This window comes from Thioalkalivibrio halophilus (genome assembly GCF_001995255.1).
GTDB lineage: Bacteria > Pseudomonadota > Gammaproteobacteria > Ectothiorhodospirales > Ectothiorhodospiraceae > Thioalkalivibrio > Thioalkalivibrio halophilus.
Genome location: NZ_MUZR01000015.1, coordinates 1 through 6,804, shown reverse-complemented (window position 1 = coordinate 6,804; position 6,804 = coordinate 1). Strand labels below are relative to the sequence as shown.

9 protein-coding genes are annotated in these 6,804 nt (G+C 67.5%); 7 read left to right on the top strand and 2 right to left on the bottom strand.

Annotated features, from left to right (window positions below):
• The first annotated feature begins 81 nt into the window (after positions 1-81).
• From rph to B1A74_RS05575, 5 genes are read left to right on the top strand one after another with little or no spacing between them, the layout of a single operon-like run.
• Entirely contained in the window at positions 82-801 is a 720-nt protein-coding gene (gene rph / locus B1A74_RS05595) for a ribonuclease PH (RefSeq protein WP_018947150.1), read from the top strand.
• A 5-nt stretch (positions 802-806) separates the two neighbouring features.
• Complete coding sequence (rdgB, locus tag B1A74_RS05590; RefSeq protein ID WP_018947149.1) at positions 807-1,421, top strand: RdgB/HAM1 family non-canonical purine NTP pyrophosphatase; 615 nt, start codon at positions 807-809, stop codon at positions 1,419-1,421.
• 21 nt (positions 1,422-1,442) lie between these two features.
• Positions 1,443-2,636, top strand: coding sequence for a radical SAM family heme chaperone HemW (gene hemW / locus B1A74_RS05585; RefSeq protein WP_077244024.1), 1,194 nt, complete (start codon positions 1,443-1,445; stop codon positions 2,634-2,636).
• On the top strand, positions 2,633-2,839 hold the full coding sequence (locus B1A74_RS05580) for a zinc ribbon domain-containing protein (protein WP_018947147.1): 207 nt from the start codon (positions 2,633-2,635) through the stop codon (positions 2,837-2,839). Before hemW ends, B1A74_RS05580 begins: the two co-directional genes overlap by 4 nt.
• Positions 2,839-3,090, top strand: a complete 252-nt coding sequence (locus B1A74_RS05575) for a hypothetical protein (RefSeq protein ID WP_018947146.1) — start codon at positions 2,839-2,841, stop codon at positions 3,088-3,090. Before B1A74_RS05580 ends, B1A74_RS05575 begins: the two co-directional genes overlap by 1 nt.
• A gap of 15 nt (positions 3,091-3,105) precedes the next feature.
• On the opposite strand, the gene rho is transcribed toward B1A74_RS05575, so the two are convergent.
• Together rho and trxA are read right to left on the bottom strand one after the other, a co-directional pair.
• Entirely contained in the window at positions 3,106-4,365 is a 1,260-nt protein-coding gene (gene rho, locus B1A74_RS05570) for a transcription termination factor Rho (RefSeq protein ID WP_018947145.1), read from the bottom strand.
• 180 nt (positions 4,366-4,545) lie between these two features.
• Positions 4,546-4,872, bottom strand: coding sequence for a thioredoxin TrxA (trxA, locus tag B1A74_RS05565; protein ID WP_018947144.1), 327 nt, complete (start codon positions 4,870-4,872; stop codon positions 4,546-4,548).
• A 117-nt stretch (positions 4,873-4,989) separates the two neighbouring features.
• Here trxA and B1A74_RS05560 point away from each other — a divergent pair, with 117 nt between their 5' ends.
• Together B1A74_RS05560 and B1A74_RS05555 are read left to right on the top strand one after the other, a co-directional pair.
• Positions 4,990-6,270 carry a DEAD/DEAH box helicase gene (locus B1A74_RS05560; RefSeq protein WP_077244023.1) on the top strand — a complete coding sequence of 427 codons (1,281 nt, stop codon included), beginning with the start codon at positions 4,990-4,992 and terminating at the stop codon, positions 6,268-6,270.
• Positions 6,271-6,290: 20 nt separating this feature from the next.
• Complete coding sequence (locus B1A74_RS05555) at positions 6,291-6,542, top strand: carbon storage regulator (protein WP_077244022.1); 252 nt, start codon at positions 6,291-6,293, stop codon at positions 6,540-6,542.
• Positions 6,543-6,804 lie beyond the last annotated feature (262 nt).

The following is a 6,804-nucleotide window of genomic DNA, read 5'->3' as shown; positions in this document are numbered from 1 at the left end:
GTATACGGGACACCGGGGGTGGCCCCGCGACCCCCGGTGTCCCGTATACTGCGCGCCCGACAAATTTAGCAAGGAATCGCCATGCGCCCCAGCGGCCGACAGCCCGACGAGATGCGCCCGGTCAGTTTTACCCGGCACTTCACCCGCCACGCCGAGGGTTCGGTTCTGGTGGAGTTCGGCGACACCCGGGTGCTGTGCAACGCCACCATCGAGCCGCGAGTGCCCCCGTGGCTGAAGGGCAAGGGCAAGGGCTGGGTGACGGCGGAATACAGCATGCTCCCGCGTTCCACCCACGACCGCATGGCGCGCGAGGCGGCGCGCGGCAAGCTGGGCGGGCGCACCATGGAGATCCAGCGCCTGATCGGTCGCGCCCTGCGTGCCGTGGTCGACATGGAGGCGCTCGGCGAGCGCCAGATCATCATCGACTGCGACGTGATCCAGGCCGACGGCGGGACCCGCACGGCCTCCATCTCCGGCGCGTATGTGGCCCTGCGCGACGCGGTGGCGCACGGGCGCGAGACCGGTCTGCTGAAGAAGGACCCGCTGCACGGCTATCTGGCCGCGGTGTCGGTGGGCATCTTCAACGGCTCGGCGGTGCTGGATCTCGACTACGACGAGGATTCCAGCGCCGAGACCGACATGAACCTGGTGATGAACGAGGCCGGCGGGGTGATCGAGATCCAGGGCACTGCCGAAGGTCACGCCTTCCGGCGCGACGAGCTGGACACCATGCTGGACATCGGCGAGAAGGGCATCGGCACCATCATCGACGCGCAGCGCGCGGTGCTCGGGGAGGGTTGAGCGGCATGGCGGCGCAGCGCGTGGTCCTGGCCACCGGCAATCCGGGCAAGCGGAGCGAGCTGGCGGCGCTGCTGGAGCCGCTGGGCATGGAGGTGGTCACGCAGACCGAACTGGATGTGCCGGAGGCCGAGGAGACCGGCCTGACCTTCGTCGAGAACGCCCTGTTGAAGGCGCGCAATGCGGCCCGGCACACCGGGCTGGCGGCGGTGGCCGACGACTCCGGGCTGGAGGTGGACGCCCTGGGCGGCGAGCCGGGGATCTATTCCTCGCGCTATGCCGGGGAGAGCGGCGACGGCGCCGATGCCGCCAACAACGCGAAGCTGCTGGCGGCGCTGGAGGGTGTGCCGCCGGAGCGCCGTGGCGCGGGTTTCCGGGCCGTGGTGGTGTTCCTGCGCCATGCGGACGACCCGGCCCCGCTGATCGCCGAGGGGGTGTGGCGCGGACGCATCGCCGCCGCGCCGGCGGGTGGCGGCGGGTTCGGTTACGACCCGTTGTTCGAGCTGCCGGAACGCGGTTGCACCTCGGCCGAACTGGAGCCGGCGGAGAAAAACCGCCTGAGCCACCGCGGCCAGGCCCTGCAGAAACTGGCGGAAGCCCTGCGGGAACGTGCCGGCCGCTGAGCCGCGGGCTATGCTCCCGGCATGACCCCGAGCTTCGATACCCCGATCCCGCTGGCGCTGTACGTCCACCTGCCGTGGTGCGTGCGCAAGTGCCCGTACTGCGACTTCAACTCGCACGAGCCGCGAGGCGGCGAACCCCCGTTCGACACCTACGTGGCCGCGCTGCTGCGCGATCTGGAAGCGCAGCTGCCGGAGGTGTGGGGGCGTCGCATCGAGAGCGTGTTCATCGGCGGTGGCACCCCCAGTCTGTTCCCGCCCGAAGCCATGGCGGAGCTGATGTCGGGACTGCGCGCGCTGCTGCCCTTGCGGCCGGACGTGGAGGTCACCCTGGAGGCGAACCCCGGGACTGCCGACCGGGATTATTTCCGTGGCTACCGCGAGGCCGGGATCAACCGGCTGTCGTTGGGGGTGCAGAGCTTTGACGGCGACATGCTGCAGCGTCTGGGGCGCATCCACGGACCGGAGGAGGCCGCCGAGGCGGTGGCTCATGCGCGGACGGCCGGCTTCGAGCGGATCAATCTGGACTTGATGTTCGGCCTGCCGGGGCAGTCGGTGGCGCAGGGGGTGGCGGATCTGGAGGCGGCGATCGCGCAGCAGCCGGAGCACATCTCCTGGTATCAGCTCACGCTGGAGCCCAATACACTGTTTGCCGCGCGGCCGCCGGTGTTGCCGGAAGACGACGCGGTGGGCGAGCTTTTTGCCGCCGGAAGGGCGCTTCTCGCGGAGGCGGACTATACTCGCTACGAAGTGTCCGCATACGCGAGGGCGGATGAGAGGTGCCGGCACAATCTCAACTACTGGACCTTCGGGGATTACCTCGGCATCGGGGCCGGTGCTCACGGGAAGCTCACGCGGGTCCACGACGGCTCCATCATCCGCCGCGTGCGTCCGCGCCAGCCGCAGGCCTATATCGACGACCCGGCCGGGGGGCGGGATACACCGGTCGTACCCGGCGAGCGGCCGTTCGAGTTCATGCTGAATGCCCTGCGCCTGGTCGAGGGTGCGCCGGAGGAGCTTTTTTGCGAACGTACCGGGCTGCCGCTTGCGGCCCTGCAGCCCGGGCTGGATCGGGTGCGCGGGCGGGGTCTGCTGGAGCCCGCCGGTAGTGGTGTGCTGCGTGCAACTCCGGAGGGGTTGCAGTTCTTGAATGAGGTGCTGGAGGCCTTTCTGGCGGAGTCCGAAGCCGATGGCCAACAGGAGGAGGTGTCGGAATGAGCCGACCGATCGAATTCGTGGCGTTTGCCTGCCCCTGGTGCGGCGAGCCGGGCGAGACCACCATCGACATGGTGAGCAATGAAGGCGAATGGGTGGAAGACTGCGCGGTCTGCTGCTCGCCGATCGTCTTTCGCTGCCGCAAGCCTGCCGAGTGCGGAGGGGATGACGTCCCCGAGGTGGAAGCCGAGCGGGAGGGTGGTTGATGCGCCCGCCCGAATACCGGCCCATTCCCTGCGAGCGGTATTCGGAGCTGGAACTGTGCATCATGCACGGTCGGCCGCTGCGGATTCGCTGGCGGCGGGCGGGTCTGGATTACGTCGCCCGGGTGACGCCGCTGGATCTGCGCACGCGCCGCGGGGCGGAGTACCTGATCCTGCTGGATCCCGGCGGGCGGCGTCAGTGGCGGCGGCTGGACCGCATGCTGGAGTTCGAGCCGCTGGCGGCCAGCGCCTGACGCCGGGGCGCGACGTCAGGAACGCTTCATCTGATCGAAGAACTCGCCGTTGGTCTTGGACGACTGCATACGGCCGAGGAGGAATTCCATCGCCTCGATGTCGTCCATGCCGTGCAGGAACTTCCGCAGGATCCAGAGTTTCTGCAGTTCCTCCGGATCGGTCAGCAGTTCCTCGCGGCGGGTGCCGGAACGGTTGACGTTGATCGCCGGGTAGATGCGCTTTTCGGCGATGCGCCGCTCCAGGTGCACCTCCATGTTGCCGGTACCCTTGAATTCCTCGTAAATCACCTCGTCCATCTTGGAGCCGGTGTCCACCAGGGCCGTGGCGAGGATGGTCAGGCTTCCGCCTTCCTCGACATTGCGCGCGGCCCCGAAGAAACGCTTGGGCCGGTGCAGGGCGTTGGCGTCGACGCCGCCGGTGAGCACCTTGCCGGAGCTGGGGGCAACGGTATTGTAGGCACGGGCGAGTCGGGTGATCGAGTCCAGGAGGATGACCACGTCGCGGCGGTGCTCCACCAGGCGCTTGGCCTTCTCGATGACCATTTCCGCCACCTGCACGTGGCGCTGGGCAGGTTCGTCAAAGGTGGAGGAGACGACCTCGCCCTGCACCATGCGGTCCATCTCGGTCACTTCCTCGGGCCGTTCGTCGACCAGCAGGACGATGAGATAGCACTCCGGGTAATTGGTCGCGATGCTCTGGGCGATGTTCTGCAGGATCAGGGTCTTGCCGGCCTTGGGCGGCGAGACGATCAGGCCGCGCTGGCCCTTGCCGAACGGCGCGACGATGTCGATGACGCGGGCGGTGATGTCCTCGGTGGAGCCGTTGCCCCGCTCCATGCGCATGCGATGGTTGGCATGCAGCGGCGTGAGGTTCTCGAACAGGACCTTGTGTCTGGCATTTTCCGGCGGCTCGAAGTTGATCTCCGAGACCTTCAGTAGCGCGAAGTAGCGTTCGTTGTCCTTCGGCGGGCGGATCTTGCCGGCCACCGTGTCGCCAGTGCGCAGGCCGAAGCGGCGGATCTGGCTGGGGGAGACGTAGACGTCGTCGGGGCCGGCCTGATAGGAGGCGTCCGGGCTGCGCAAAAAGCCGAAGCCGTCGGAGAGGATCTCCAGTACGCCGTCGCCGTAAATCGCCTCGCCGCTTTTCGCGTGGGCCTTCAGCAGGGCAAAGATGATGTCCTGCTTGCGGGCACGGGACATGTTCTCGATGCCCTGGTTTTCGGCGAGGCCAACGAGGTCGGCGGCGGTCATCCGCTTCAGTTCGGTCAGATTCATGCGTGGGGCGCTGTGCTCAACGTGGATGAACGGCGGCCGGGGATAGCCGCAGGATTGCAATGATGACGGGGCAGGGGACGACTCCGGGAGAGACCCGGTATCGACGAAACGCTTGAATGTTAAGCGGGGCGGGCGGCTGTTGCAAGCCCGCCCCGTTACGGCGCTCGACCGTGCAGCCGATCAGGCGTGCTGATCGAGAAAGGCGGTCAGCTGCGATTTGGACAGCGCGCCCACCTTGGTGGCCTCGACGTCCCCGTTCTTGAATAACATCAGCGTCGGGATGCCGCGGATTCCGAACTTGGGCGGCGTCGACGGGTTTTCGTCGATGTTCAGTTTGGCAACCTTGACCTTGCCGGCGTATTCTTCGGCGATTTCGTCCAGAATCGGCGCGATCATCTTGCAGGGACCGCACCATTCCGCCCAGTAGTCCACCAGGACCGGCTGGTCGGACTTCAGGACGTCCTCGTCGAAACTGGCGTCCGATGTATAAATGATCTTGTCGCTCACTCCGCGTCCTCATGACGTTGGGTTGGCACCGGCCTTCTTCAGGGCCGCGTACGCCGTACTATCGACGAAGATGACGGCAAAGTTCAAGTAAAACAGCGAAGCCCGCCCGGGAGCCCCATGACTGACGCCGCGCAAGACCCCTCAGTACCCGCATTCGACCGTTTCGATCTGCCCGAGACGGTGCGCGCGGGCTTGCGCAAGGCCGGGTTCGATACCTGTACTCCCATTCAGGCGCAGGCGCTGCCGATCGCGCTGGAGGGCCGCGACGTGGCAGGGCAGGCACAGACCGGAACCGGCAAGACCGCGGCCTTCCTGATCGCCACCTTCAACCGCCTGCTGCGCCAGGCGCCTGCGGAGCACCGCCGGCCCACCGACGTGCGCGCCCTGATCCTGGCTCCGACGCGCGAGCTGGCGGTACAGATCCACCGCGACGCGGAGCTGCTGGGGGGCGAGACCGGCCTGAGGCTGGCTCTGGCCTACGGTGGCACGGACTACGATCGCCAGCGGGAAGCGCTGGCCGCCGGCGCCGACGTGCTGATCGGCACCCCGGGGCGCATCATCGACTACTTCAAGCAGAAGGTCTTCGGCCTGAAGCACACCGAGGTGGTGGTGCTGGACGAGGCCGACCGCATGTTCGACCTGGGCTTCATCAAGGACGTGCGCTTTCTGATGCGCCGCTGCGCCCCGCCGCAGGAACGGCTGTCCATGCTGTTCTCCGCCACCCTGTCGTGGCGGGTGATGGAGCTGGCCTACGAGCACATGAACAACCCGGAGAAGGTGCAGATCGAAGCGGAGACCCTGACCGCCGACCGGGTGCGTCAGACCATCTACTATCCGGCCAACGACGAGAAGATCCCGCTGCTGCTGGCGCTGGCGCGGGATCTGGCGCCGGAACGGGCGATCGTGTTCTCCAATACCAAACACGGAGCGGAGAAGGTGGCCGACTGGCTCAATGCCAACGGCCACGCCGCCGCGCTGCTCTCGGGCGACGTGCCGCAGAAGAAGCGCTCGAAGCTGCTGGAGGGCTTCGCCGCGGGTGAATACACCTTCCTGGTGGCGACCGACGTGGCGGCCCGCGGCCTGCACATCCCCGAGGTGACGCACGTGTTCAACTTCGACCTGCCGCAGTCGGGCGAGGACTACGTGCACCGCATCGGGCGTACCGCGCGCGCCGGCGCCGAGGGCGACGCGATCAGCTTCGGCTGCGAGGACTCGGCGTTCTACCTGCCGGACATCGAGTCCTACCTGGGCGAACGCATCCCCACCGAGAACATTGACCGCGCCTCCCTGCCGCAGGACCCGAACCGCCCGAAACCTCGCGAGCGCAAGCCGCGCGGCGGGCCCGGCGGGCCCGGCGGACGCGGCGGTCCGCGTGGCGGCAACGGCCGCGGCCGCTGAAACCGAACCGGAGCACTGCGATGGAGACCCTGGATCTTCGGGTGGGGGATTCCTTCCACCTGGGCGACGACATCGAGGTGGTCGTGGTACAGGCCGGGTGCGACGGGCAGACACGCCTGGTCGCGAATGCCCCGGGCCACCGCGTGCAGTGGGTCGACAACGAGCTGCTGATCGATCGCCACATCCGCGTGCGCTTCGACGAGAACCACCCCGGCCGGGTGCTGGTCGAGGCGGCCGCGCCCGTGACCGTGGTCCGCGGCGACGCCCGCTGAGCCCTGTCCCCCCCCCGCCGTTTCCCGGCCCCTCTCCCGGAATCGTTTCCCGAAGTCGCTCTCGCGTTCGCCCGTTCGTTGCGGGAAAGGATTACATCGCGCGCGGGTACCGTCATGGTCTATGTATCCAGCAGGAAAGGCATGGGCCCTTTCGCGTGGAATGATGGTAAATGCGCGCTTGCGCTGGAGGGTGCAAATGACGAATTCGCGAACCGGGGAAATATGTCCGCTGCGTCGCTGCACGGAGTTACTGTCGAAAGTG

Excerpts from the sequence above, each read along its gene's own strand:
- rph (WP_018947150.1), top strand. The coding sequence starts at position 82 with ATGCGCCCCAGCGGCCGACAGCCCGACGAGATGCGCCCGGTCAGTTTT.
- rdgB (WP_018947149.1), top strand. The coding sequence starts at position 807 with ATGGCGGCGCAGCGCGTGGTCCTGGCCACCGGCAATCCGGGCAAGCGG.
- hemW (WP_077244024.1), top strand. The coding sequence starts at position 1,443 with ATGACCCCGAGCTTCGATACCCCGATCCCGCTGGCGCTGTACGTCCAC.
- B1A74_RS05580 (WP_018947147.1), top strand. The coding sequence starts at position 2,633 with ATGAGCCGACCGATCGAATTCGTGGCGTTTGCCTGCCCCTGGTGCGGC.
- B1A74_RS05575 (WP_018947146.1), top strand. The coding sequence starts at position 2,839 with ATGCGCCCGCCCGAATACCGGCCCATTCCCTGCGAGCGGTATTCGGAG.
- rho (WP_018947145.1), bottom strand. The coding sequence starts at position 4,365 with ATGAATCTGACCGAACTGAAGCGGATGACCGCCGCCGACCTCGTTGGC.
- B1A74_RS05560 (WP_077244023.1), top strand. The coding sequence starts at position 4,990 with ATGACTGACGCCGCGCAAGACCCCTCAGTACCCGCATTCGACCGTTTC.
- B1A74_RS05555 (WP_077244022.1), top strand. The coding sequence starts at position 6,291 with ATGGAGACCCTGGATCTTCGGGTGGGGGATTCCTTCCACCTGGGCGAC.